Genomic DNA, 24825 nt, shown 5'->3' with positions numbered 1-24825 from the left:
CCAAAAGGAAGCTCACCGACCAACACATAGAAGTTCTGTTGCATTAATGCGGCGATGCCGCCAGTTGCCTGGACAAGTCGATCAGGGACCCCGCGAGAATCATCATGTGTGGCATGGGGCCCTCCGGCTCACCGGGTCGCGGCGCATCCGCCGACCGGGACAGTACGATAGCACATATACGCATAGAGCGTGCTCTTGGGAATGTGCAGCCGTTGTGCAATCTGCTCAACGCTGAGCTGCCACTCGCGGTACAAGGTCTCGGTGGCATATGCTGTCATGCAGCAGCCCGCGCGCTTTGGAATACAATCACCTCTCGCAGGCAACAGTTACTCTTCGCCAACGTCTGGTGTACCCGATGTCGCGACGTAACAACGATCGTCGATTTTAGTGGTCGGACTGAACGCAGGGATTTCGTGCTGCAGGGGCGCTGCAAAATCTGCGGTGGTGAAGTCGCACACTCCTGCAACTGCCCCTTCCATTCCGTGACCTGATTCGGGCGCACATTGAATGGGTGCGCCAATCCCGCCAGCGCTTGCTCACCCTTGACCGCCGACGAGTGCTTCCGTCTCGTTCTCTTCATCATTTCTTGGGATCCTTTGCCTGCATTATCGCCGGCTTAGGCCCGGACATGTCACTTATCAGGCTGTCCGATTGCAAGGCCACCTATGCTAACTTGGAACCCAAAACGTCACACGATATGTGAGAGCCAGCTTTTGAAAAGCGTTGACTGGGCGAGTTAGGATGGACTAGTATGAACTTAAAGTGTGTTATGAACTTTCAGCGAGACTCGTCGCAGACGATGTTTTGTCAGCAGCGCGAGTATTCGCGGCCAATCTAGGCAAGCTTGATGCTAACGTGAGTCCGCTCGTGTCAGAAATTGAGGCTGGCGGCTTTTTAGAACTGTCGGTAGCTTACGCTGCAATGGCTCGCCATCTACCGGCTATCCATCATGACCTGTTCGATTGGCTTCTTGCTGCACAGGCGTTTTTTGAATCGTTGCGCGTATTGATATCCGATGGCCATTTACCGAAATACGCTGATTTTGTGATTTCCCTATAGGGAAAAGGATCTATTTTAGATTTCGCGGGGGCTTGGTAATGGAACGGTCGATTTTTGGCTGAAGGCAATGGAGATCATCGATGGGCAAGCTGATCGTCGTGACGGGCGCCATGCTGGTTTTTCCGGTTCAGATTCAGGATGTACTATTCGTGCCCCCGATTCCTCCACGGCCCCTGTCGGGAAGCGGCTTTGCCAAGGTAAAGGGGCGGCCGGTTTGTCAGCTTGGCGATGAAAAGAAAATCATCGTGACAACTAGCTATCAGACGGCATCGGCCTCCATTCCAGGCGTCGCTATTCTGACGGTCACGCAGGCCGAAACCGCCAAGCGAACAAAGAGCCCGCTGCCTGTCATTATCGCGCCCAGCTGGGACATATTATGTACTATCACGGTTCCGGCACAAATACCGGGTGCGCCCCCTGTTCCACAACCCCATCCACCCGTTTCAGGCAAGGCTACCGTGATGGCTAATCCCAATATCAATGTGATAGCGAATTAGGCATAGGTTGCTTATCTATCTAAAAACCACTTCATTTCTACACCATTTTTTCCTTAAATATCGTGATGGCTTTATCTGAATCACAGCAAGCATGCATTCAGGTTTGCAACATATGCGAAACAACTGGCACAATCGCATGCACTTCCTTAATAATCCTTATGGGGAAAATAAGACTTTAGTGTGGTATGATTTTTTCTATAAAAATGAATCGATCTTTATTTCGATAGCAGGTAGTATCCGATAGGACATGTGATTGTGTGCCGCAATTCATTTTTCATGCTGTTCAACGATAGGAATAACATGACGTGAGGAACCATAAGCTCAATGCGACTGAAATCATAGCGGTGTTACAAGCACTCCGTGAGGGCGAGACGGTACCTCAGGTTTGTTGCCGATGGGGTATCAGTGCAACGACGCTTTATCAATTAAAAAAAAGTTATGATGGTCTGAGTGCACCTGTATTTGAACGTATCACCGCACTGACGCGGGAAAACGCACGGTTGCGCCAGCGTGTGAAATCGCTTGAACGCGATAGTGAAGTACTGAGCGAGGCGCTTCGAGCGCAGAGTCTCAGCACACACAAGCGTCGCAGGTTAATCGATCACTTAAGGCAGCATTTCACCGTGAGTCTGGCGCGTGTGTGCCGCTTAGTGGGGATGTCGCGCACCCTTTATTATTATGAACGTGGCGAACTAGGAGGAGAACAAGATGGCCCGGGCTTTGACCGAAGCTCGGTAAAATCGTCTGGAAACGGCCTTACTCAATCGGACAGGCCTTGAAGAAATGAGCAAGAAGGCAAGAGAATCTTTAAGAAATGCCTTGCGCAGGTTGCAATGAGACGCCAAATTCCGCCAGACGCCAAATTCCGCCGCTCGCCGATGTCATTGTTTGATGACTCGCTCCCTGTAGCACCGTCCGTAACGATCTGCTCCGGGGGCCGCGGACGTCATGCCGAAACGCATCGTGTTGTAGAGCAGCACTGCAATCTTCCGGGCGGTGGCTGTTAATACCTTTGCTTTACCGATACGCGCTGCTAAACGACGATAAAACGCCCGAGCGCCGTATTGGACTTGTTCACAGTGACGGCCGCCAGCCGCAGCAGTGCGGCCAGGCGATTAGTTGCCTTGCGCGTATGCGACAACAATACCTTGCCGCCGCTGATTTTGCAGCCGGCGACAATGTTAGTTAAGCACGAGGTAAAGTGCTTAGCCGTTGGTCAGCAGCTCAGATTGGCACCGCACTTGGCAACTAGGCGTCTGGTCAGATACGGTCCGAGTCCGTGGATCTGCGTCAGGTCAACGCCATCAAGCTGATAGATGACATCGCGTACATCAAAGCTCCGTGCGTTCTGTTGCTTCGTGCGGCTCCGCGTATCGGACAAAAGCTTCTGCGGTATTGGCTTATCGGCAGTCAGGACATCCAGATCACGCTCTCCTGGCTAATAGAATCTGATGCGTTGCATCGACAAGCTATATCTGGCGTTTGCATTTGCCGGGGCGCGGATGCTTGCGTGCCTGCTGCGCCGGAAAGGCCATGAGGTGGCCGGTGACGCGTGCGCACATTGATGGAACGGGTGGGCGTAGAAGCGTTGTACCACCGCCCGAACACGAGCCGGCGCAACATGCAGCACAAGGGTTCGCGCTACGGCAGCCCAAAACCGCGAACACAAACCAAGGCAGTCAGTTCACAGCGAACGCGTTCATGGAGGCCGTGCCGGGCTGGGCCAGAGCATTCGAGTGTTAATAATGAGCAAAAGAAGTGGGCGCGACAATGTATTTGCTGAACGAATGTGGCGGAAAATCAATAAAATTGTCCGAATAACTGAAGCCAACTCGGTCATCTATTACAAGAATAAATTGTACTAAACTATTTTCCACACTGAACTAAAATTTTAGCCACGGCGATACATTGCCGACTGCGAACGAAGCATCACTCGGGCGGTGCTGATGCAGGAACCGAGTCAGAAGTGAAGGTCCAGCGCAAACCGGATGAATTGTCAGAATCACGAAGCATAAAAAGGATACGAAGATGACAGCACTGAGTTAGCCTTTATCGCTTGTTCAGCCGCGGGCGGGTGTCGATATTCGAAGCGTTGAAGCTCGACTTGCTTAGCCGGTCAATCCATTCTCTCAATGAAGCGACGTATAACCGCCGATGAGTTGGGCGCGTCTGTCAGCGGATCAAAATATCGCTGAGCGGCACGGTAAACGTCGTGTCCACTGTACGTAATATGTGCTAGTCAAACGGCACGGGCTCATGATGCAATCGGGACGCAAGGTTTCCTAATACACAATAAAGGAGAAGTTATGGCAACCACGGCAGATCAAATCGCAACAACTTACCCGATTCCGGTTTACCGGTTCAAAGTGACGATGGGCAAAGACGAGATGGCATTTAGCAATGTCTCGGGGTTGGATTTGGGATTTGAGACGATTACCTATAAGGATGGAGCGGGACATGTGTACCGGATGCCCGGGCAGGCCAGTGAGTTAAACATCACATTGCGGCGGGGCGTGATTAAGGGTAAAAACGAGCTGTATGACTGGATTAGCAAGATATCGAAGAACTTGATCGACAAACGAGACCTCTCAATTAGCCTGACCGATGAGGCGGGCACCGCGTTGCTGGTGACGTGGAATGTGACGGATGCATTCCCGAGCAAATTGTCGGGGCCAAGCTTTGATGCGACAAGCAATGAGGTGTCGATCGAGGAGTTGACGCTTGTAGCCGATCGATTGACGATAACATTCCACTGAAAGCGCGATCAGCGGCGCATGCCGCCAGTGTCTATCCTGATTGAGGTGAGAACATGGCTTACGATTGGCCGGGCGTCTATGTCGAAGAAGATAAAGGTCTGTCCTTGGCGATTACCAGCGGGGCGACCGCGGTGCCGGTGATTGCGTATGACCCTGACGGTTCGACTAATAAAGATAAAGATAAGGCTGTTAATAAAGACCTAATCTCGACGCCGGCCCGTATCGATTCGTGGATGGCGTTCATGAATTTACCCGGTGTTCAGACCGTGGCAAAGGCTGAGACAGAAAAACCTCCTAAAAAGCGTCTGCTTGATTGCCCGCTTTATATTGCGTTAAAAACCTATTTCGACAATGGTGGTGGCTATTGCTATGTGTGTCCGACGAACGGAAAAGGTGATCCTGCTGATACTTTAATTAAGACCGTACCCGAGCTGGATGACGTGACGTTAATTGTTCAAGCGGGAGTACCCAAGTTGGCGGAAGCGGTTTTTACGTCAGGTACAGGTTTATGTGCAGAAGGCAAATCGCGCTTTGCAATTCTGGATGGCCCCTTAGAGGCGCTTAAAGGAGACGCTAAGGACATGGACACATATCCTAATACGTCATATGCGGCTGCGTACTATCCTCCTTTGAGGGCAGAGTGGGCAACGTACGTCAAGGAGGATAAGGGTACGAAGGTGACAGTAACACTGGATATCCCGGTGAGCGCGGCGGTTGCCGGCGCATACTGTTCTGTTGACCGTGACCGCGGCGTGTGGAAGGCGCCAGCCAATGTTCAGTTACAAGGCAAGGTCGTGCCTAAGTTTGTCGTATCCGATGCAGTCCAGGGAATCTACAATCAGTATCCCAAACCCCTGAACATCATTCGCTGCTTTCAGGCAGGCGTGCCATTGGTGTGGGGTGCACGCACGCTGGCAGGCGACAGCGAAAAGGAGCGTTGGCGATACGTGCCGGTGCGGCGGCTGTTCGGTGCGGCGGAAAAAGATATCAAACGGGCGATGGCGTTTGCGGTGTTCGAACCGAATAACCAGCCGACGTGGGAGAAGGTGCGGGCGGCAATCGATGCGTATCTGCATGGTATCTGGAAGGCGGGCGGGCTCATGGGTACGAAGCCGGAGGAGGCGTACTTTGTGCGGTTAGGGCTGGGGGTGACGATGACGCAGGACGACATCGATGAAGGCAAAATGATTGTCCAAGTTGGCATGGCGCCTGTGTTTCCTGCGGAGTTTATTATTTTGCGCTTCACTCAGGACATGGACACCGCGTAATGCGGATGGGTGGTCGAGCGGATAGGACGTACTAAAAATTAAGAAATGTAGAAATAGTGAGGATAGTGATGGGCGGACCCTATAAAGTTCCTGGCGTGTATATTGAAGAAGATCATTCGTTGTCGCTGAGTGTGCTGTCTGGTGCAACGGCCATCCCAGTGTTTGTTGGGCAGTTTTTTAAGCCCGGGGCGAACCAAACGGATGATCCAATACTAGTGACTACAGACCCTGTAGCCTGCATCAGAGTGAATAACTGGGCTGAATTTGCTAAGCAGTTTGTTAGCACGCTTGATTTAAAGGAAGCCAAGCTCACAGTGACTAACGATACCATTAAAGGTACGTGTAAAGTTGTACCCGACTCCGCCAGCGCCGTATCGGTACAAGCGTATTTCGAAAATGGTGGCGGGCCGTGCTATATTTTGTCAATACAGGCGACAACAAAACAAGAAGATATTGAAAGTGCAATTCTGGCCTACCCTGACATTTCGCTACTGTGCTATTGTGGAAATCAATCATCGGAGCCGGAAGTTAAAAAAGCCTTTAAAAGTTTAATCGATCCGCAGAAAAACCTCGGCTATTTTGTGTTGACGGACAGCGATTTTGATAATATAAAGGATGTAGATTTCGGTAATAAGGAGCAGGTTGCGATTTACTATCCGGCATTGCAGATGAACTACCAGATGACAATACCTGATGATAATAAGATTACATTAAGTGGAAGTTTTAAAAGTTTTTCATCTTCCGGTACACCCTTGCCGTCAACACTTAAATTGCTGATTGATTATAAGCCAAAAAATGATGCGGAACAGAGGGATAAAGATGAACTGATTGGAAAGATTAGGTCGTTGTCAGCCATTCCTCTGCGTGCAAGTGGAGTCATGGCGGGAGTCTATGCGCGTACCGATGCATTGCGTGGAGTATGGAAGGCCCCGGCAAATGTGACTTTGTCGTCGGTAAAAGGGACGGTGTGGCCTTGCCCAACACCCCAGCAAGTACTCCAGGACGCACCTCAGCCCGTGACGGTTACCGATGAGCTTCAGGAGAAACTGAATCCAGTAGGCATCAATGCAATCCGATATTTCACGAATCAACAAGCTTATGTAGTCTGGGGAGCCCGGACGCAGAACGGTACCGACGAAAATCCTGATAGGCGTTGGCGGTATATCCCAGTGCGGCGATTATTTAATGCGGCTGAACGGGATATCAAGGCCGCGATGAGGCAAGTCGTGTTCGAGCCAAACAGTCAGCCGACATGGGAAAAAGTTAGTGCGGCTATTAATACTTACCTGTATGCGATATGGCGTAAGGGCGGCTTGCAGGGCACAAAACCGGAAGAGGCGTATTTCGTGCAGGTGGGCAAGAATGTGACGATGACCGATGCCGATATTCGCGCGGGCAAGTTGATTGTTAAGGTTGGAATGGCTGCGGTGCGCCCGGCCGAATTTATTATCTTGCAGTTCTCACAGAAACAACAAGACGAGTGATCGCTTGAGTTTGGCACACCGAGTGCCGGTTGGAGGCATTGAGATGCGTTGAGATTGACGAATCTTGGAGTTCGAACAGTGCGTCATGAGCAACCTGGTGTCAGTTTTAATTTTCAAGAGGAAGCCCGTACGACGACACCGGCCGATACGACGGTGCCATTGTTTGCTGGCTATACGGAAAAAGACCCGGAATCACAGGATCCAGAATTAAAGTGTCCAAAATCCCCCGTCCTGCTGAATACGTTCGAAGATTTTACGCAGGTTTTTGGTGGTTTTCCGTCATCTAATCCGCTGGTTCCGTTGACGCAGGAAGCCGCTTTCTATTACACCGTGAGACATTATTTCGATAACGGTGGTAGTGCATGCTATGGTGTTTCATTGGGAAGCTATGCAAATTTTCCAGAAGGGGACGACTATTACGCACGGCAAGACATAGCCGATTGCATCACCAGAACTGACTGGAATGATTTTCTTGAGCAGGCGCTAGATGCAACGCTGCTGGCGGTGCCCGATATGGTGATGCTATCAGCGCCCCAGTACTATCAGGCAAACGGCAGCGATCAGTTGAGCGATCAGCAGGTACCGCAGGAAGATGCGGGGCTTTGGACGTCGGTGTGGAAGAAGTTATTAGAAACAACCGAATCCCATCGGCAGGTTTTTGTAGTGCTCGATGCGCCGGATAATCCGAAGCTTGTGCGCCAGTGTCTGGATAGCCTGGGGCTAATGGATGAAGCACTGCGCGCGCGCGGTGCCGTGTATTGGCCGCGTCTGCAAACGAACTATTACGCTGATTATGATGACGGCCGTCAGCGTATTCGACGCCAAATCGTCGTTCCACCTTCAGGCGCTGTGATTGCGGCAATCGGTAAAACTGACCGCGATCGTGGTATTTGGAAGGCCCCGGCCAATGTCGAATTAACCCAAGTGACCCGGCCTAACTATCGGAGCTGGCGCGATGTATTGCTTTCTAAGCCGCCGTTATTCGATGAAAATAAAATCAGCATTAATCTGATTCGAAGCTTCGTTGGGCGCGGAGTGCGTGTATGGGGCTGCCGCACGTTGGTTGCCCCACCGTTGCCGGATCGGTGGCGCTACATTCAGGTACGGCGCACGCTGACCTATATCGAGACCACTTTAACGAACATTGGCCGTTATACGATGTTCGAACCGAATACCGCGATTACGTGGACGACGCTCAAAAGCTTAGCGCGTGCTTGGTTACGCGATCTATGGCTCGCGGGAGGACTGGTTGGGGCACAGGAAGGTGATGCGTTCCAGGTCTTGTTAGGACTTGGCGAGAGCATGACGACAGAAGATATTCGATCGGGCCGGTTAATTCTGATCGCGAAGCTTGCGATGCAATATCCGGCGGAATTTATCGAGCTGCGCGTGTTGTTTCAAACGGGCAGCGATGCTGTGCTAACGGAATCGACGGAGAAAGCGACATCATGAGCAGTGCAATTTTATCAACCGCCGAGGCGATAGCTAAGGCGCCGATCACCGGTGATTTTTACGCGCATAGCCACCGGTTTCTAGTCCAAATCTTTGCTAAGAAAAATTGGGGATTCACGGGTAATCTGCAAGCGCTCAATGTATTGCCAACGGTCGTTGATTTTCGTTTTCAACGCATTAGTGGACTGGGCCGGACGATCCAAACACAAAAGTTTCATCAAGGTGGTGATCCTATTAACCAGATTCACTTACCGAAGGAACTCACACAGGAAAACATTGTTTTGGAGCGCGGGGTCACGACATTATCACCGTTGACAACAATGTTCATCGACACGATGCGTCAATTCAAAAGTCGGTACCTGGTGGTGGTTATCTTGTTGCTTGATTCATCGTCGTTGCCGCTATGCAGTTGGATCTGCATGGATGCGTTGCCCGTAAAGCTGCAATGGGGTGAACTTGATGCCACTAGCAACACCGTCTTGCTTAATACAATGGAACTTGCTTGCCGGGATGTGCAGTGGATGGGATTGGTGGCATGATTGAAATTCATGAATTAATCATCGAGGCGCGCATCGGTACGCCAGGGACACGGAGTGTGCCGGCGACTGCCCTGGATACAGCTGCGTCGTCCATACCCCCTCGGGAAGCAGCACAGGGTGAGGCGCGTTGGGTAGATGCGATTGTGCGGCAGGTTATTGAACGGTTGCGTGATGAATGGCGCAGTGATGTCCACGGAGGTAGCGTATGAGCGGAAGCGATCAGTCGCTGCAGAAATTGAAAATGACGCCCTATTCGCTGGACAAGGGGGGAGCGCTCAAAAATTTAGCCGGGCCCTTCGAAGTTTTGTATAACCCCGAATCATTGACGATTGGGTATGGTGCGGATTTTCGGGAAAAGTCGCTGGCCGACAGCTCTAATACCCGCGTCGAATTCGGCGCGGTGACACCTAGTACGCTGGCGGTGGAGTTGATTCTAGACAGCAGTTTGCCAGACAGCAAAACAAGCGTCGATGAACAGTTGTCTAGTCTGTACATCACGTTTTTTAGGATCAACGGTGCGGTGCGTACGCCCAACATTGTTAAGGTTGAATGGGGCCATTTTGGTTGGGCGGGGCAAATGAAGTTTACCGGTTGGATGACGAACATGACGGTGACATGTTCGCTCTTTGACCGCAGTGGCGCGCCTCAACGTGCCAACCTCTCAGTCAACTTTCTTGAAGAGTTGGAGCTAGATATGGGAGGCAAGGGGGGCAGCGGCGGTAACGTGTCGCAGGGAGGCGGCCAAGGCGGTAGCGGTGGTAGTACGCGGCAAGCCAGTATGTTGTACGAGGGCGGGCCCGTTCCAGATGGTGCCGCACTGGCTCATATTGCCGAGGGGGCGTGGCCTGTGCCGAGCCAAACGACAGCGAGCGATTATCTCTCGTACGCCCGTGAAAATGATCTGGATAGCCTGGATGCCTTGACACCTGGCCAATTTTTGCGTGTGCCTGGCTCTAGGGAGACGTGATGACGCTTCCCTTTGCGAGTAAAAAATTTGACATCCAGGTGCAAGGCCAGCCGTTGTCCAAGCTCGGTTTAACGGTGATTGAAGCGGAAGTTCAGTATGCAGCCAACCGGATTCCAATGGCCCGGTTAACGTGCCGGGTGGATATAGAAGACCCAGCTAACATCTGGGCATCGTTAAATCAAATAGATAAAGCATGGCAGCCAGCTCATCCCGTCAAAATCAGTTATACGGATGAAACAGGCACGCGCATTCCGATTTTTGATGGAATGGTCGCCAGGCCATTGAATCCAAGCTATGTGCAACGGCAACTAACGTGCCAGCTCGAGGTGGTCCATGAGCTGCAGAAAATGGCCAATAGCCACCGCAGTCAGGTGTTGACCCAAAAAGGCGAAAAACTCACCGATGCTCAGGCTCTGCAAAAGTTGTTCAAGGAGCACGGCATCAAGGTGAAAAAAATGGATGGCATGACGGTTTCTCACGCACAGCTGATCCAATGGTCTTGCTCGGACTGGGCCTGGTTGATGAGCCGGATTAGCGCGTATCCGGTCTGGTTGATCGGTGCTCCAGAACAATCGGTGTCGATTCTCAAACCGGATATTGGGCAAGCGCCCCAAGGCCTCGTCTTGAAAGCGGCGAAGCAGAATGCTGGGATCGAGTTGCGTGATATGAAGTACCGGCGTGATAGCCGAAGACTACCGAGCCAATTGAGCGTAAATTACTGGGATGTCGCGCAGCAGAAAAGCCGGTCTGTGAAGGCGAAATCTCCGGCAGTCGGATCGGGCGTGTTCAAGCCGCTCACCTATGCTGCGTCCGATGCGATGCACTGGACACTGAACTCAGGCTTGCCGCTTAGCGAGACGGAAGCGCAATCTTTCGCGGATGCCCGCTTACTAGGTTGCCAACTGGCCGGTACCCAGGCGGAGTTCACAGTGGATTGGAGTGAAGCAACGGCTAAACTGGCACCTGGGCAAACCCTAGAGTTGTCGGGCTATGGCACTTTCGATGGCAAGGGGCTGATTGCCGAAGTGCGGCACCAATGGCTCGGTGCTGGCCAAGGTAAGACGATCTTGACGACAGGCCGGCCTAACGCCGTGATCGGCCTTCAAGTACCTGAAATCGATGCGCCCTTGATGCCAAGGGTCCAAGGTATGGCACCCGGTGTGGTTGTGAAGCCTGGTCGCGAAAAGGACCCGACTGGTTGGGGGTGTATGGCGGTGCGTGTGCCGGGCCTGGGAGGCACGCCAGGACAGGAGCCGCCGATCTGGGTGCGGCCCGGCATGGCCTATGCCAGCAAAGGCAGCGGCTTATGCTTGTATCCGGAAGCCGATGACGAGGTGATGCTGGCGTTTCTGAGTGACGATCCGCGCTTTCCAGTGATCGTCAGCGCCGTGCATAACCCGAAAAACAAGGCACCGTTCGAGCCGAGCGAGAAAAACGAGCAAAAGGGCTTGGTTTTGGCGAAAGACGGCAAGGCGCAGTTCCAGTGGCTTTTTGACGTCAAGGACGGTGGCACGCTTACATTGGAAGCGCAGAAGACAGCACTGGTGCTGTCTAAGGCAAGCCTGCGCTTGCATGGCGAAGAAGCATTTGCGCTTGATGCGAAAAAAATCACGGTAGAAGCCAAAGAAGGTCTCACCCTCAAAAATGGTCAATCCGAAATGAAGATGGGAGGGACCTCCCTAAGCGCCAAATCGCAAACGCTTTCGCTGCAGGGCTCAGCCAAAGCTGACCTCAAAGGCGGCCAGGTCAACTTGGGTTAATCGTATGAATGGAGGACAGGATGGCGAACGGACCCCAGAATCAACTTGGATGCGGCTGGAAGTTTCCAGTGCAGTTCGAATGTGTCTCCGACAAGCCAAAAGCAGCGCAAGTGACGATGTCACGCGATGCGGACAATATCAGAGAGAGTCTGCAGGTACTGTTTAGTACGCAGCCGTACGAACGGGTGATGCGTGCAGGCTATGGGTGTGATTTGCAGACCTTTGTGTTTGAGAACATCAGCGATGGGTTGCGCACCGCAATTCGCCAGATGATCAGTGACGCGGTTCAAACCTACGAGCCCCGGGGCACGCTGGTCTCAATTGATTTCAGGCCGGACAGCAATTCGCCGTGGACGCTCAATATCGATATTGCTTACCGGATTCCTCTGAACAATACGGTGCAGCATGTCGGTGGCAAGCTGAATATTGGCAGTCCGCAGGGAGGATGGCTTGCACGATGAATAGCCGGATAAGGCGCCCTTGAGCCAGTGTGATACAGCAGAGCATGCGTACCACGCGGCGAGCCAATGAGAGCAGTGCTTAGGGAAGGAAGTCCAAGCCGGGTAAATAGAACGTTTTCTCACGATCAGCGTAAAAAAACCTATTATGGCAGCGAAGAAGACATTATCGCCTCAAGAGTCGTTCATACTGGATCAACGTGATTTGGCATGGCACTTAAAGGCTTGGCGAGACTATGTAGCTTTGCTGCCATTTGATGACCCGTTTGCCAAGCCAGGCAAATTTAATAAAGACGATGAGTCGTGGAAAAAGTTTTTTTTCCCGTCCGATGAAGCCGGTGATTCAGTCGACCCCGTCGCGGCACTACTTGAGTCGGTAGCTCAGCCCAATGGCTTGCTGCCTCCCCAACAAGCCTTTCTGATCGCATTTTTAGCCGCGCTCAACGTGCCGCGAGACCTGTTTAACACAATACCGGCTCGGCATCGCGCGCTTTATTATCGGGACGAGCTTGGTGTGCGGGAACGCCCTGCCGTGCCGGATCAGGTGATGCTGTCATTCACGCCAAGCCAGCCAACCTTGATGTTGCCGGCCGGTGAACGGTTCAGTGCGGGTCAGGATAGTGCAGGGACACCATTGGAATATCGGCTTGATGAGGATGTGTGGGTGAATCAGGCGATGCTCACGGACGTGTGCTGGTATCAGTCGAAAAACCATAACGATAACCCTCAAATCCAGCATCCTGCCATGAAGCGGGTGGTGCTTGATACGCTTGGTCAGTCTGCCACGGTGTGGCCAAACGAAGGGGTGCGGCTATTTAGTTACGATCCTCAAAGGGACCAGACCGTGGTGTCCGGGCGCGTGGTGGCTTCGCCGGTGCTGGCTGTTGCGCAAGGGGAGCGCGAGATCGAGGTGACGTTTGAGGGTGACGGCGGCCTGGTAAAAGAAGACCAGAACCTCAGTGCATGGATGAGCGGGGAGAAAGGTTGGGTCCCCCTAAAGAGTCTCCCCATCATCGGTATGCCGCCTGATGGCTGGAAGGCGGTGTTTGTATTACAGGCCGATCAAGGCGCCATAGCGGTGCCCGCGGGGTTGGATGGTTTTAACGATTCCGTGCCGTTGCTCAAGATAACGTGTCCATTGACTGATATTCCACGTGTTAAGCAGATTAACGTCACGGTGCGTAACTCCACCCAGGTGATGATGGCGACCGATGACAGTGTGGCAGAAATAGGTAAAAAGAGCACGCCATTCGGTGAATTTCCCGCATTGGGCAGTAGCTTGTATTTGATGTCGCCTGATTGGTGCAACAAGCCGGATTGTATGCTGACCATCACACTGAATCCGGCGTGGACGGGATTACCCACGCAGAATTTCCACGATTGGTACCAATGGGACAGCGTGGGCGGCCAGGGTGGAGAGTCTGGTTACGCCATTTATGGCGGTGGCGTACCCGCGAATAATCAGGCGTTCACGGTCAAAATGACGGTGGCAAATGGTCAATCAGACGGTGAAACGGTCCCGTTATACGACAATCAATGGTCGGGAGACGCTCCGCCGCCGATAGGCGCCTTGCTAGCCTTTAACGAGATTGAGACACTCACTGCTCCCATCATTGAAAGTACCGATCCGCACGACTGGACACAGTATCTTCGTTTCGAATTGACGGGTCAGGACTTTGGGCATGCTGCGTATCAGAATTCACTTGTCGCGCCGCAATATAAGAATACGCCTACGATTATTGAACTCCATCCCCCCTATACACCGCGGTGGACATCGTTATCGGTGTCGTACGAGTTATCGACAACAAAGCAGCTCACCCGGCATCCGCTCCCGTCGGGTTGCGCCATTGCTTCGTCGGTGCTAGCCGTTGCGGGCGGGCAGCGTGTGATCGAAGTGACATTTGATGCCTCTATCGGGGCAAGAGAGGACCTGAGTGCATGGGTGAGTGGGGAAAACCAAATTTGGATTTCCCTGCAGAAGACCGAGAAAATCGATGATGATAAAAAGGCTTCATTTGTATTACAGGCCAGTCAGGGCGCAGTAGCGGCGCCCGCTGGGTTGGATGACTTCCATGATCTTGTGCCGTTGCTCAAGATGACGCATTCATCGGCTGAGGTTCCAGGTGTTACGCAGATCAACGTAACCGTACACAATTCTCCCCACGTGATCATGGCGACCGATAGCGGTGTGGCGGGAATAGATAACGAAAACAAGCCATTTGGTGATTCCCCAGAATTGGACAACAGCAGCTTTTATTTGATGTCGCCGGACTGGTGCAACAAGCCGGATTGTAAGCTGGCCATCAGGCTGGACCCAAGTTGGGTGGGGTTGCCCGCGCAGAGTTTCCAGCGTTGGTATAAATGGGACAGCGTTGATGGCCAGGATGAGAATTTTGGCTATGCCATTTATAATGGTTGCATACCTGAAAACAATCAAGTTTTCACTGTCGAAATGACTGTGGCAAGCCGTCAAACGGCGATAGCTGGCAATTTATCAGATAACGAGAAGCTCCCGCTATTTGAAGACAAATCGCCGGGGAACGATTCGCCACCGATTGGCGCTTCGTTAGCCTTTAACGCGATTGATGCGCTGAACGCCGATATCAGCCTAGATCCCGATCCGCGCCAGTGGGACCAGTACCTTCGTTTCAAACTGACGGACCAAGACTTTGAGCATGCCGTTTATCAAAGTTCTCTGAACACACCGCTCTACAAGAATACGCCTACGATTATCCGGATTCATCCCCCGTATACGCCGCAGTGGTCATCGTTGTCCGTGTCGTACAAACTATCGACGGCTGCACTCGACACCCAATACCAGCTTACGCCATTTGGCCATTGTTTGGACGATGCGCCAATGGCCCGCGAGTTGGGGCAGCCAGCGCGTCAATTAATGCTGGGCTTTACGGGGATACAGCCGGGACAAGATTTGACGCTGTACTGGAAAGTGCGAGCAGCCAACCCCGATGTGCTGTTGTCTTGGGACTATCTTTCCCAGGACAAGGATAAGAAGAGCTGCTGGCAAGCGCTGGACATGCAGGTACATGATAAAACAGAAAAATTGTCAATGTCCGGCTTATGGCGGACAACGTTGCCGCATGATGCGAGTCAAGAAGACCCGGCCATGCCCGCAGGGCGCTATTGGGTACGCGCACAGTTCAAGCTGCCTGCCCAGCACGAGCACGATGAGGAGCAGGATGACTTTGCGGTCAGTGACGATGCGGTGCGGCCTTCCGATTTTCCGTGGCTGTTGGGCCTGAATATCAATTGCATGACGGCTACGCTTGTCAATGTTGAGCATATTGCCGCAGATCATCTGACCACGCCCCTGCCTGCTGATACGGTCACGCGCAGTGTCGAGCCCATCGAGGGCCTGCAAACTATCACACAACCCTGGCCTTCCGAGGGTGGCCAACCCGTGGAAGAGACAGGAAGATTTTATCAACGAATTGCCCAGTGCCTGCATCACCGCGGCCGTGCATTGACATGGGGTGATATCCGGCAATTGCTCACGGAGCGTTATACGGAAATTCATGACGTACGAGAGGCCGCCCCCCGAGTGCAAAACAAAGATGATCCGAACGCTCATCCTTTAATTCAGCGTCTGGTCGTCATTCCAGAGCCTGATCAATCCGATAGCGGTGACCGGTTGCGTCCTGCATTCAATGCGTCACGGCTGAAGCAGATGAAACAATTCATTCTCGACAAAGCGACGCTATGGCTTAACCTTGAAATCGGCAACCCAGCTTATCGTGATGTCCCGCTCGCTTATACGATCGACTTTACTGCGAGCACGAATCCTGACCAGGGCTATCGGCTGGTGGCCCAGGCGCTCAGCGCTCAGTATATGCCGTGGGCCAATGGCTCCAGCCCGGGTGAAGTTTATACGGGTGCAACGCTCGACTACTATGCGATGCTTGCTTTTATTGAACGCTTGCCGATCGTGATGCGCGTGAAGAGCCTATTGCTCGATGGACAAGCGCGAACCGTTTCGGCAAACGGTCTAGAAGCGTTGGTGCTCACGTTTGGCGAACGCACGTCAACGCTTTTTGGACAACCGCAGCAGGTAAAGCTCCCGGCAGGCTATACCCTTGTTGGCAATCGCGTACGCGTTAGCCATGACGGCCAGTATCTGGCGGTCGATGTGACTAAGGAGCCTGACACGCCAGCCATTGCCGTTTATGGACCAGACAGCCAATGGCGCCACATTGAACTAGAAGCCGGACAAGCGACCATATTTGAGTTGGCTGGGCCGCATGCCTGTCCTGGTATTGCCTATCTTCGCGGTACCGTCGTGCAGTTTGATCAGCTCAATAACCAGCCGTTTGGCATCGGCCCAAGCTTCAAGGTGGACGCAAAAGAAGGCGCTGTGACGGATATCAGCGTTGAGGACAACGGGCAGTTTATCGCTGTGGCTCAAAAAGGAGGATATCTTCGTTTCTGGACACTCAATAACAATACGTATCAGAAAGTATGGAAGGACCCGATAACGCTGCCCGATTGGAAAGATCGCCAGATTGACCTCAATGGCGGCGGAACACTTTCCTTAGTCGCAAGCTGCAAGGACGGTACGGGCGTTTATGTGTACCCGGACGTGGTTCATCATCCTAATAAGTTTGTCCAACTGAAAAGTGCTTCAAGTACCGCGTCCACTCTCAGTCGGAACGCGCAGGTGATCACATGCGCGTATCAAACGGATATTACTATTGATCAGCTACAAAACGGCATCTGGCAACGTGCCGGTAAGGGCATCTCATTGGCTCAGCCGGTGACTAGTGTGAGTCTGAGTGACACCGGCTATGTTCTGGCCGCCGGCGCTGCTGATGGCAAGCAGGTTGAAATTTGGATCGGTGTGAATGGTCCGGACCCCACCTTGTTGCAAACGCTTGAGGCGGAAACAGAGTTCGGCACAAGTGTGAGCTTAAGTGGCAATGGCTTAATACTTGCGATGGGCGGCGGACAAAACTCAATCCTATTGTTTCACCGGGCAGCAGAGTCAATATGAGTCCGCTGTTGATTCGACGGTACACACCGTCTACGCGCCATGGAACAGACACTTTTATCGACTGGGGCTTATCGCATGGATGACGCTGAACAGGAGTACGACGCGATTCACTTTGATAGCCTGTGGGCCACGGCGCTGGATACGTTGCGTACGCTCGCTGGCCAACAATGGACCGAGTTTGGCGAGCACGATCCAGGTGTAACGTTTTTACAGGCGCTCACCTATAACGTGGCCGATCTAGCTTATCGGCACACGCATCCGCTAAAAGATTTGCTGACGCTCAGTCCTGAGGATGTTAAACGGCGTGAAGAAAAAAATCGGAAGCGAATTTTTCCATTGACGTTTGGCCCAGATTGGGTGCTAACCTGCTCACCGGTCACGGAAGGCGACTATCGGCGCGCGGTTCTGGATCTGCGCTCAGATGAGACAATGCAGGCTGCAACCCTATCGCAGGGTTTTTACTTTATGGATGCGCAGCTGGTACGGGAGCCCTTCGATCTCGAACAGATATATAGCTATCGGTACGATGAAGACAATCGTCGTTTCTGGTTCGATTTCGGTCTGCTTTCCGGTCACCCGCAGCTTGAACCCAATCAATTCTGTTTGTTAGGCGGATACCACTTGTATGTGGCGAAGCAGCGCGATATCGATGAAGAAAAAGCGAAGGAGGCCTTGCAAAGGTGTCTGCGAAACAATCGTAATCTGTGTGAGCAGGTGCGCAGGGTCATCTGGCTCAATCCCCAAAACGTGGACGTGCAAATCGATATCGAACTCGACGATGAGTGGCAGGATCCGGTCAAGACAATGGCCGCTCTTTATCAGCAGGTGGATGCTTGCATCAGTTCACCGACGAGGCGAGCGGGGGCGCAGCAGCTCGTCGAGCAAGGCATCCCGGTGGAGGCAGTCTACGATGGTCCGCGATTACAGAACGGCTGGATTACCTCAATACCTGACCCCGTTGACTACACGCAGTCCCGTGCCGTCGATATTAGTGGACTTGCTCAATCACTACTGGCGCTTGCCGGGGTCGATAGGCTGATGAAGCTGCAAATCGGCGATATACCGTCCTGGACAACGGTGATCGGCCCGGCATGCTATCCGGTCGCCTGGGGGGACGATCCGATTGCTTCGTTAACCGGTGATTCACCTAAAGTCCGCTTATTTAAGCGAGGCAAACTACAAACTATTGATCCAGACGCTCTCAAACAAGCGATCCAAGAGGCGCAACCCTCCATCGTCACGGACACGCCTACGGGCGTGCCGATTGGCCGCTGGCGTGGCGATACCTACGCACCAGCGAGCAATCGCATTCCGCCGTGCTACGGCTTGCAGGATGATATTAAGTATCAAGAGGACGAAGAAACAAAACGTCTGCAGCGCCAATACCAATTCTTTTTTCCGTTCGAGCAGTGGATTGCGAACGGCATAGCGCAAACGGCCAATGTTGCCAAATTATTGGCATTCGACCGGTACACCTTGAAGCAAGCTGCGCCAGGGAACGTATGGGGATTTCAGTGGCCCTATTTGCCGGATTCTCACTTGAATGACTTGTTCGATCACTGGAAAAAGGACCTAACCGATTGTATGGTCGAGCGCTCGGAGGATTGGGCCAAAGAACTGGCGATTATCGGCTATCTACTGGGGTATTTTGGGGAAGGTCTAGGCGTGTTGCGTGATGAGGCGCGGCTTCATGAATTTATTCAGGTTCAGCAAGGCTACCTCGAAAATTTTTGTACGCTGACCTACAACCGTGCCAATGTCCAAATCGGTCAGATCTCCGATCTTCAGAAGCGAATTGCCGCTCGGCTGGGCATTGGCGCAGAACTCTTTGCCCTGCCTCGTGGCGGCAAGCTGAACAATCTACCGTTTTACCTGATTGAATATTGGCTATTGTTACCGCCGCAACCCAGAAAATCCATTCAGTTCGGGCCTGCGACTAAGGCAGTCATTGAATTTTTAGATAAACAGGAAACGGAAAAAGAAGCACTAGCTCTGAGCTTTGGAAAGGGAGCAGACGTTCCCGAAATCGGACAACTCTTTAAAATGACTGTGACAGGCGGTTCTCCACCGCCTGATGTTAGTGCTTATCCTTGGGCGGTTGTTTCGAATGTAAAGGAAGAAGAAAAGTCTATTACGCTATCGTTCGATCTGCAGCACAATAACCAGCTGTATGTCGATGCTGAATACATTGTGGATGGTGTACACAATAAAGCGTGGCAGCTGTCTTGCGAGACATTGAGCGAATGGATGTGGGGCGTCGACTATCCACTCGTCTATGCTGCTGATCAATCTGGCTTACTCGATAATCAGCGGAAGCGCTGCCAAATTGCCTCCAGCGCGACAGCGATCCAGATCGGGGATAAGATTGATATTCCACCTAATCGAAACATTCCGGGTGATCCGATCAACGTGGTGGTTGAACAGGTGAACATATCGCAGGGCACCTTTGTAGCGAAATGTGACACTGGCGCCCAGTGGCCAGGAACCAACGCAGACGGCAAAACACTTCGGCGCTGCTACATCGAGCGTTCGTTACCCCTGGCAGACCAGTTTTCATTTAGCATCGGCGTCGTGTTGAATCGCGAGAGCGATTGGTTCTCTCCGTCTTCTAAACCCAGCGATGTTATCGAGTGGGTTGAGCAGGTTGTACGAGATGAAATTCCATGTCATATCCAATCGACTGTCCACTGGTTGAACCGTAGCGCATTCCGTTCCTTTGGACATGCGTACAATGGTTGGCAAAATAGCGGTTGTCCGTTCGGCGATGAGGCATATCAACTGCTCGAGCTCCTGTCACTGAGTCGCTTGCCAGATCAACCGGCTGGCATTGGCACGGTCTCTCTGTATAAAACAGATGGAGATGTAAAGCTTAATCCTGATGGGACTTATCAAAACGAAGAGGCCGTTAAGGAAAATGAAGTGATGTATATCTTAACAGATAAACCGTACTAATCACCATGCGATATTTGAACGCGAGGCTGCTGATATTACCGGTGAGGAGCTTATGACGCTGCAAAAAGCCATGCACCGAATATTGGGCGCCCGTTTGGAAGTTAAGATTGCCGATTTAAAAAAGCGTTTCGGGACCGGCAGAAAACCGAGTGAAGGCGATTATGTCCTCTTATTTAACGTGCTCGAGGCATTATGTGATGCGCTGGACATGGCGCAGGATCTAACGAAAGTTGTGCCGGGTGATGGACTGCGGTTGGAACAAGACCGTCTCGCGCTGAATCTGGAGGCAAAGGGTGGGTTGAAAATCAACGCATTGGCGCCGTATCTTTTTGCTGATTTCGACGGCAGCACATGTTTAGCGGCCGATGAAAACGGTATCTATGTTAAATGCCGCCCCGTGCTTCATGATGGTAAAGGCCCCCTGTCTGTGCAGACGGGATTTGGCGTGAGAGTCGAAACGGTCGATGGTGCCGAAAAAGTGGTGCCGCAAGGCGTGAATCAACCCGTGGGCGGTATTCGGGCTACGGACGACGGCTTAAGGGTGGCGGCAGCCGGTAGCGGGCTTACTATCAAAGAGGGGCTGGCGTTGACGTGCGGCAAAGGCATGAGCGCTGAGCAGGGGCTGCAGATCGTGCTGGCTAAGGATACAGCGTTAGTGCTCGATGCTGATGGTCTGCATGTGTGTACAGGCAAAGGCAATGCGCTGCAGATTGACGAGAAGGGTCAATTGACGCTTAATCCAAAAGTCTCGGTTAGCACGTTTGAAAAGATGTCATTCGCCGAGCGTCAAGAGATATGGAAGCTTTTAGAAGCGACCACTCACCCCCCCGCGATCGGTAAACTGCGTATTTTGAGTCAGTCTGAAGATGTGCACTTGAGTGGCATCCTCAATGATCAGGAAAAAATTGAACTGGCCAGAGTTTATTTTGTGCCAGCTGCTTCAGAGCAACCGGCTCAGGCGGTCACGGGCGATTTAGCATCGGTCATTGTGCAACTCAAGGAGGCATTTCAGACAGAAAAGTTACCGTGTCCCGAGCATTACGTGTCATGGTTCAATGTACTCGAAGCGTTGTTTGACGCGCTGGGTATGACGCAGGATCTAACGAAAGTCGTACCGGGTGATGGACTGCGATTGGAACAAGACCGTCTTGCGCTGAATCTAGATAAGAAAAGTGGGTTGAGTGTCGATCAACAATCATGCCTCACGGTCCACCTTGACGACAGCACATGTTTAGTAGCTGATGACAAAGGGATCGATGTGAAGTGCCACCCCGTACTCCATGATGGCCAAGGCTGCCTGGCTGTGCAAACGGGGCGCGGCGTGATGGTCGAAAAGGTGGACGGTGTCAAAAAAGTGGTGCCAAGCAATTGGCAAAGCAACAATCAACCCGTGGGGGGTCTTCAAGCCACGGCGCAGGGTTTAAAGGTCGCGGTGGCTAGCAGCGGGCTGACGACCCGCGAGGGGCTGGCAGTGGTCTGCGGTGGCGGTGTGAGTGTCCAGGACGGGCTGCACGTCGCGCTGGCCCAAGACACAGCGTTGGCGCTCGATGCAAACGGACTCCGTGTGCATACCGTCGAAGGCAACGCGTTGCGACTGAACGGCAGCGGCCAATTGGCGCTCGATCCGAGCGCTTTGGTCTCGGTTGAAACGTTTGAAAAGATGCCGCTCGCCCAGCGTCAAGAGATATGGCGGATTTTAGTGAAAGCAGGCCAAGAAAAAGAGGATGAGTTGACATGAGTTCAGACGACGAAAACGGCAGGCCGCAGAATACGCTCGTTCGGAATAGCCCGCTGAGAGACCGGATTGCAGAGCTAAAAGAATATTTTCAAGCGGGGCAGGTCCCGACTGAAGCTGACTTTTCCGAACTATTGGACCTGTTGCAAGAGGCCTGTCAAGCAGTTGGGGCAGTGGATCTTAATCCGGGAGCTGGTTTGCAGCTGTCTCCGCCGTCGACAAAATTGGACGGTCCGTTGAAGTTGAGCGTTAAGTGTGACGGCCAGACAACTGAGCTAGGCGCGGAGCAAGAAGGGTCAAAGGCACTGAAACTGAAAACGAACCCGGACGGCGCGTTGCAGGTTTCTGATGATGGAAAGCTTCAGCTTGTTTTCAGTTCGGAGTTGGAGGGGGCGGGTTTGCTTCAAATCCAAACAGGGCCGGGGCTGGAAATTATGAGGAACGCGGGGAAAGAAACCCTTGCGGTGAAGTTGCAAGAGGATAAAGGTTTGAAGTTTGACAGCACAAACGGCGACAGCGTGCAGATCCATTGTGGGCCTGCCATCAAGATCGATAATGGGCCGCTTGAGGTTGTACTGGGTGACGGATTGCAGTGGAATACTCAAGATAAAAATCTCGAGCTCAATCTGGCAAAAGATAGTGGTTTGATATTTAACGGTGAAAATGCTGTCGATTTGCTGCTTAATCCTCAAGAGGATAACGTGATAGAGAAGGTCGGAGAGAATGGCCAAAACGCTTTGCGTGTAAAGGAAGGTACGTTGCTTTGTGATGTCGCCACATTTAGAAAGCTCGATGAAGACCCAGCGGGCCGTCTGATCCTGAAGGCTATTTATCAGCTTCTATGCGACGCTGCACAGGAGGATTCATGATAAAACAGAATAAACGAGAGCGCTGCATGTAGTGGAAAAAGCGGTAGAGTATTACTTTTAACCTTTGACGGAAAATGGGGCGATTCGACGAAAGTTGATGAAAGCGTTAAATTTAGATAGCGGAGTATATTCTTCGTATCAACGTGGAATCAGCGGGACTCGATCGAATAGTGAGTAATGGAACCAGATAAAGATCTTGGTGCAAAAAAAAATGTCGATGAAGAGGGCTCCTCTACAGAGGACCCCTGGTCGCTATCAAAGCTGAAATCGTGCTTTGAAGCCAAACATGTTCCCCGACAAGAGCACTTCGAGGCCATTCTGGATGGGTTGTCGAAATGTTTTAAGGCCATTGGTATCGATTCAGAGGGAAAGCCAGAATTGCCTGCGAATGGGTTATATTTGAATAAACTACCCAATGATAACTATCAATTATCTGTGTGCCTGGATGAAAAACGGTCAATGACCAGCGAGACAGGTAGTGTGGCTGTCAAGGTGGACAAAGATCGTGGAATCGGTTCGGATGATAAAGGTTTGAAATGTATTTTTGGCAATGAGTTGAGGGGCGAAAAGAATGAAAATGGTGTGACGATGCTTGCCCTGCAGGCGGGCTACGGGATTGAGGTAACAAAGGGCGGTGAAGGTGGTAAGGCTAAAAAAGTCAAACTGAAAATCAAGAACAAAGATGCATTAGTCTTGGATAAACAAGAGGGGTTGGGGTTGAGATGCAAGGAGAACAGTGGATTCAAGATCGATTCCACTTTGCAGCTCGATATATTTAAGGAAAAGGGGCTAGTCATCCCAGATGAGGGAAGTAATCAAAATAAATTGAGTGTTCTGCTTGATAAGACAAGGGGCGTGGAATTTAATGGTGGGTTACGTCTTAAACTCGATGCCGAAAGTCATTTTGAAGATATTTCAAAGGGGCTTTGTTTAAAGCAGGGTGATGTATTTTCGAAGGAGGTTTTTGAGAGTCTTGGAAAAGAATCATTGAAAAATATATACAATTTACTTCGTTCTGTTTTTGATGAAAATGGTGTGCCGTTTGGGCCTGAAATTAAAGATTTTTTATGGGCGGATGCCGCTTGCGGTCGTTACGATAACTATCGCTCGAATAGTGGATGGTTTTCTGTTTTGACTATTAGTGAAAATGGCGAAAATAAATCATCAATGTTTTTGGATCGGGAGGGGAGAAAAGATATTGAAGGGGAGGTTGGGGATTCAGTTGTTATTATTGGCAATAAATTGGTTGCCATTGGTGTATGCGAAGAAGAATCTGAAATTCACTGTATAGATGTAAGTACTACACGCTATAGGGATGAAATATTTCAACTTGAACCAAAATCCGGTTCTAAAATTTATTTTAGTGGGCCGCTATGCTTTAGTTCGGATGGAGATCGAATAATCTTGTTAGATGACGACAAGAAAAATGTCAATGTATATTATTTTAGTGACGAGGGCGGTGACGAGGGCGGTGACGAGGGCGGTGACGAGGGCGGTGACGAGGGCGGTGACGAGGGCGGTGACGAGGGCGGTGACGAGGGCGGTGACGAGGGCGGTGATGGAGGTGTAAAGAAAAAATACGAAAAAAGTGATGATTTTATCTTTAATGATGATCTTCCTTCCCATGTTGTTCCAACCTGTGTAACGTTGAGTGGAAACGGAAAATTTGCAGCGGTGGGGGACGAAGAAAAAATATATTTTTTCAAAGAAGGGGATGGAAAAAAATGGACTAAAGAGCACGAATATGAGTTGTCCCATTCTGCGCTGGCCATCGGTGAGAATGGAGATTATTTCGCCGCAATAGAGGGGGATGTCATTGGGGTTTATCGAATTAAACGGGAAAATACCCCCGCCCTTTCTATTGATAAAGTGCAAACGCTTGATTATTCCGCACGGTCCATCTCGATGAAAATAATTGAGAACTCTGAAGAAAAAAAAGAACAGTATCTTGTTGCAATCAAATTATCCAATAATGAGGCTTCCCCTTTAGGGATGGTATTTAAAGGCTCAGTCATCGTGTGACA

The 24825-nt window shown here is 51.6% G+C and carries 18 protein-coding genes; 17 read left to right on the top strand and 1 reads right to left on the bottom strand.

Annotated features, from left to right (window positions below):
• Positions 1–128 precede the first annotated feature (128 nt).
• Positions 129–278 (bottom strand): hypothetical protein, encoded by a 150-nt coding sequence (locus B0B13_RS18495; RefSeq protein WP_170872372.1) that lies wholly within the window; start codon positions 276–278, stop codon positions 129–131.
• A gap of 589 nt (positions 279–867) precedes the next feature.
• On the opposite strand from B0B13_RS18495, the gene B0B13_RS18030 reads away from it, so the two are divergent.
• The 17 genes from B0B13_RS18030 to B0B13_RS18025 all read left to right on the top strand — a co-directional run bounded on the left by B0B13_RS18030 (position 868) and on the right by B0B13_RS18025 (position 24823).
• Entirely contained in the window at positions 868–1059 is a 192-nt protein-coding gene (locus B0B13_RS18030; protein WP_139337414.1) for a PIN domain-containing protein, read from the top strand.
• Positions 1060–1139: 80 nt separating this feature from the next.
• Positions 1140–1556: a contractile injection system spike tip protein gene (locus tag B0B13_RS12350; protein ID WP_076796696.1), complete on the top strand. Its 417-nt coding sequence runs from the start codon at positions 1140–1142 to the stop codon at positions 1554–1556.
• A gap of 305 nt (positions 1557–1861) precedes the next feature.
• The gene (locus tag B0B13_RS12345) at positions 1862–2335 is read left to right on the top strand and encodes a transposase (RefSeq protein ID WP_076796694.1); all 474 of its coding nucleotides are present in this window, start codon (positions 1862–1864) and stop codon (positions 2333–2335) included.
• A 1527-nt stretch (positions 2336–3862) separates the two neighbouring features.
• Entirely contained in the window at positions 3863–4312 is a 450-nt protein-coding gene (locus tag B0B13_RS12335; protein ID WP_076796691.1) for a phage tail protein, read from the top strand.
• 53 nt (positions 4313–4365) lie between these two features.
• On the top strand, positions 4366–5580 hold the full coding sequence (locus B0B13_RS12330; RefSeq protein ID WP_076796689.1) for a phage tail sheath family protein: 1215 nt from the start codon (positions 4366–4368) through the stop codon (positions 5578–5580).
• 68 nt (positions 5581–5648) lie between these two features.
• Positions 5649–7064, top strand: coding sequence for a phage tail sheath family protein (locus B0B13_RS12325; RefSeq protein WP_076796686.1), 1416 nt, complete (start codon positions 5649–5651; stop codon positions 7062–7064).
• A gap of 78 nt (positions 7065–7142) precedes the next feature.
• A complete protein-coding gene (locus B0B13_RS12320) occupies positions 7143–8516 on the top strand; it encodes a phage tail sheath family protein (RefSeq protein ID WP_076796684.1) in 1374 nt (457 codons plus the stop codon).
• Positions 8513–9055, top strand: a complete 543-nt coding sequence (locus B0B13_RS12315; protein WP_083703736.1) for a phage tail protein — start codon at positions 8513–8515, stop codon at positions 9053–9055. The genes B0B13_RS12320 and B0B13_RS12315 overlap by 4 nt, the downstream gene beginning before the upstream one ends.
• A complete protein-coding gene (locus B0B13_RS19815) occupies positions 9052–9264 on the top strand; it encodes a DUF5908 family protein (protein WP_353615411.1) in 213 nt (70 codons plus the stop codon). The genes B0B13_RS12315 and B0B13_RS19815 overlap by 4 nt, the downstream gene beginning before the upstream one ends.
• Positions 9261–10022 carry a CIS tube protein gene (locus B0B13_RS12310; protein WP_076796681.1) on the top strand — a complete coding sequence of 254 codons (762 nt, stop codon included), beginning with the start codon at positions 9261–9263 and terminating at the stop codon, positions 10020–10022. Before B0B13_RS19815 ends, B0B13_RS12310 begins: the two co-directional genes overlap by 4 nt.
• Positions 10022–11782 carry a phage baseplate assembly protein V gene (locus B0B13_RS12305; RefSeq protein WP_076796679.1) on the top strand — a complete coding sequence of 587 codons (1761 nt, stop codon included), beginning with the start codon at positions 10022–10024 and terminating at the stop codon, positions 11780–11782. Before B0B13_RS12310 ends, B0B13_RS12305 begins: the two co-directional genes overlap by 1 nt.
• A gap of 20 nt (positions 11783–11802) precedes the next feature.
• Complete coding sequence (locus B0B13_RS12300) at positions 11803–12243, top strand: GPW/gp25 family protein (RefSeq protein ID WP_076796677.1); 441 nt, start codon at positions 11803–11805, stop codon at positions 12241–12243.
• Positions 12244–12388: 145 nt separating this feature from the next.
• Positions 12389–17245, top strand: coding sequence for a baseplate J/gp47 family protein (locus tag B0B13_RS12295; RefSeq protein WP_076796676.1), 4857 nt, complete (start codon positions 12389–12391; stop codon positions 17243–17245).
• A gap of 39 nt (positions 17246–17284) precedes the next feature.
• Positions 17285–20197: a baseplate wedge protein gene (locus B0B13_RS12290; protein ID WP_139337413.1), complete on the top strand. Its 2913-nt coding sequence runs from the start codon at positions 17285–17287 to the stop codon at positions 20195–20197.
• Between the two features lie 52 nt (positions 20198–20249).
• Positions 20250–21935 carry a hypothetical protein gene (locus B0B13_RS12285; RefSeq protein ID WP_076796674.1) on the top strand — a complete coding sequence of 562 codons (1686 nt, stop codon included), beginning with the start codon at positions 20250–20252 and terminating at the stop codon, positions 21933–21935.
• Positions 21932–22801 (top strand): hypothetical protein, encoded by an 870-nt coding sequence (locus tag B0B13_RS12280; protein ID WP_076796673.1) that lies wholly within the window; start codon positions 21932–21934, stop codon positions 22799–22801. Before B0B13_RS12285 ends, B0B13_RS12280 begins: the two co-directional genes overlap by 4 nt.
• 177 nt (positions 22802–22978) lie before the next feature.
• A complete protein-coding gene (locus B0B13_RS18025) occupies positions 22979–24823 on the top strand; it encodes a hypothetical protein (RefSeq protein WP_139337412.1) in 1845 nt (614 codons plus the stop codon).
• Positions 24824–24825 lie beyond the last annotated feature (2 nt).

The sequence above is a fragment of the Burkholderia sp. b14 genome, assembly GCF_900156195.1.
Lineage (GTDB): Bacteria > Pseudomonadota > Gammaproteobacteria > Burkholderiales > Burkholderiaceae > Mycetohabitans.
Note: the sequence above shows the minus strand (reverse complement) of the source record. Positions and strands in the feature narration are given on the sequence as shown.

Bases quoted from the DNA above. Each gene is read 5' to 3' on its own strand.
- B0B13_RS18495 (WP_170872372.1), bottom strand. From the start codon at position 278: ATGACAGCATATGCCACCGAGACCTTGTACCGCGAGTGGCAGCTCAGC.
- B0B13_RS12350 (WP_076796696.1), top strand. From the start codon at position 1,140: ATGGGCAAGCTGATCGTCGTGACGGGCGCCATGCTGGTTTTTCCGGTT.
- B0B13_RS12335 (WP_076796691.1), top strand. From the start codon at position 3,863: ATGGCAACCACGGCAGATCAAATCGCAACAACTTACCCGATTCCGGTT.
- B0B13_RS12330 (WP_076796689.1), top strand. From the start codon at position 4,366: ATGGCTTACGATTGGCCGGGCGTCTATGTCGAAGAAGATAAAGGTCTG.
- B0B13_RS12325 (WP_076796686.1), top strand. From the start codon at position 5,649: ATGGGCGGACCCTATAAAGTTCCTGGCGTGTATATTGAAGAAGATCAT.
- B0B13_RS12315 (WP_083703736.1), top strand. From the start codon at position 8,513: ATGAGCAGTGCAATTTTATCAACCGCCGAGGCGATAGCTAAGGCGCCG.
- B0B13_RS19815 (WP_353615411.1), top strand. From the start codon at position 9,052: ATGATTGAAATTCATGAATTAATCATCGAGGCGCGCATCGGTACGCCA.
- B0B13_RS12310 (WP_076796681.1), top strand. From the start codon at position 9,261: ATGAGCGGAAGCGATCAGTCGCTGCAGAAATTGAAAATGACGCCCTAT.
- B0B13_RS12305 (WP_076796679.1), top strand. From the start codon at position 10,022: ATGACGCTTCCCTTTGCGAGTAAAAAATTTGACATCCAGGTGCAAGGC.
- B0B13_RS12300 (WP_076796677.1), top strand. From the start codon at position 11,803: ATGGCGAACGGACCCCAGAATCAACTTGGATGCGGCTGGAAGTTTCCA.
- B0B13_RS12295 (WP_076796676.1), top strand. From the start codon at position 12,389: ATGGCAGCGAAGAAGACATTATCGCCTCAAGAGTCGTTCATACTGGAT.
- B0B13_RS12290 (WP_139337413.1), top strand. From the start codon at position 17,285: ATGGAACAGACACTTTTATCGACTGGGGCTTATCGCATGGATGACGCT.
- B0B13_RS12285 (WP_076796674.1), top strand. From the start codon at position 20,250: ATGACGCTGCAAAAAGCCATGCACCGAATATTGGGCGCCCGTTTGGAA.
- B0B13_RS12280 (WP_076796673.1), top strand. From the start codon at position 21,932: ATGAGTTCAGACGACGAAAACGGCAGGCCGCAGAATACGCTCGTTCGG.
- B0B13_RS18025 (WP_139337412.1), top strand. From the start codon at position 22,979: ATGGAACCAGATAAAGATCTTGGTGCAAAAAAAAATGTCGATGAAGAG.